The sequence below is a fragment of the Cohnella fermenti genome, assembly GCF_004801405.1.
Classification (GTDB): Bacteria; Bacillota; Bacilli; order Paenibacillales; family Paenibacillaceae; genus Cohnella; species Cohnella fermenti.
The window spans coordinates 1-1611 of sequence record NZ_SSOB01000103.1 but is presented as its reverse complement, the minus strand read 5'-3'; the positions used below and the strand labels follow the sequence as shown (position 1 = coordinate 1611).

Below are 1611 nucleotides of genomic sequence, written 5' to 3'. Positions count from 1 at the left end.
CTGGACAGTGAAAAGTTCTACCCCTTAAGAAGCCAGCGAATCGGCGTCATTCCTGGGCTCGTCCTGCTTTGATCGAATTATTTCGGTTATCGATAATGACGGGTATTGGGCAAACAGGCGAAAAATCATTTTGCGCAAATAAACCACTACCGTAGCCTCGGAAACGATGGTCCTGGATGGTGTTCGCAAATAGCGCCAAAACAGACCGGACGTTCGGGTCGAGAAGGTCAAAGCGATCAACTGAAGCAGACCGGTGGCGATGCAACTGCACATGACGAATCCCTCGATCGCTTCGAGCGTTTGGCGAATTCGCTTTTGATCCTGTTCATTCTTCACCTGCTCGATCAGAGGCGTGTCGGACTTGCGCTGATAACGATTCAGCTTTGGCATCGACTTGCTCCAGAAGCGGTAGCCGAACGCGCCGATCACTTGCTTCATCTCCCGGAAGGTACATTCGATCTTGAACCGGTAGCCGTACAGTTCAATGATCTCCGTGGCCGCAAGTGTCAGATCGGTACTCACCAGGATGGAGAGTTGCTCGCCTCGCCGCACCAGAACAAAGCGCAGCGGCTGGTAGAGCTTCTGTCCCCACAACAGATTGAGGCACAAATAGGAGAGCGTCTCTTGCTTGCCATACAGCATCACCTCAGCCATCTGGAACGAATCTGCATGCGTTTGAAAAAGCTCTTTTAGCTTGATTTTTGCGCCTTTCTTCGGCGGACGTCCCCGACCTTGCTTCTTGGCTTCCGGGAACTCATAGGCGGTAGCGTTGATTTTGGCCTTGGTGACCAGATCGAGCCGGATACCGCTGGCAGCCTGCGCCTGCTTCCATCGCGTTAGCGCAGGGACGGACAGGAAATAGCGGTCCAGCAGGAACAACGCGCTACCCAGCACCTTCGCTGCGGCGAAGCCTTGTTCGATCATTTGCACGACGTGGGAATCCGACCTCGTCTCGCTCTCAGCGGCAGTCTTCCAGTTCCAGATCGTCTTCACGCCGTCTTGCAGATTCATGAACAGCGGCAAGCAGAACCACTTGGCCGATATGCCGGCCAGCACCCCAACGGCGCCGAAGAGATGACCGAAGATGTATTCGCCTTTGGACACGTTCTCGGATTCCTGATGCATCTTCTTCACGCCGGGCATGCGGCGGCCTTCCTTGGCCTGCTTCATGCCGTCTCCCACCAACACCACGCGATCATGGACGGTCATCAGGGGAGCCGTCTTGCGGACGACGCGGAGCCACGTCACGCGTAGAGCGTCCAAGGTCCAGGCTGAGGAACGGAAGAAATGGATGAGCGTCTCGTAACTGCGCGGGTGCAGGGCAAGGTCCCGAACGATGGAGGACACTCCCAAAGCGTCGGAGCGCAGCATCAAGCCGAGCACGACAATAACAAACCAGTGAAAGGCGGCTTGTTTGGAAAAGCAGGAACGAAATTCTTGCATGATTTTATCGAGGTATGGAAGCATGATCTCTGGTCAATCGCTCGGAAATCGGGTAGACTACAGTCTATAACCCTTTCAGCGATTTTATCCTTTTAGAGTGAGACCTTAAGGATACCGTAAAATCGCTAGATTGGGTTATTTTTCTTTGGAGAACTTTTCACTGTCCAG

Annotated in this window: 1 protein-coding gene; it reads right to left on the bottom strand. The window is 53.8% G+C overall.

Features of this window, described 5'->3' with window-relative positions:
- Positions 1 to 24 precede the first annotated feature (24 nt).
- On the bottom strand, positions 25 to 1467 hold the full coding sequence (locus E6C55_RS33140; protein WP_136374110.1) for a transposase: 1443 nt from the start codon (positions 1465 to 1467) through the stop codon (positions 25 to 27).
- Positions 1468 to 1611: the final 144 nt, after the last annotated feature.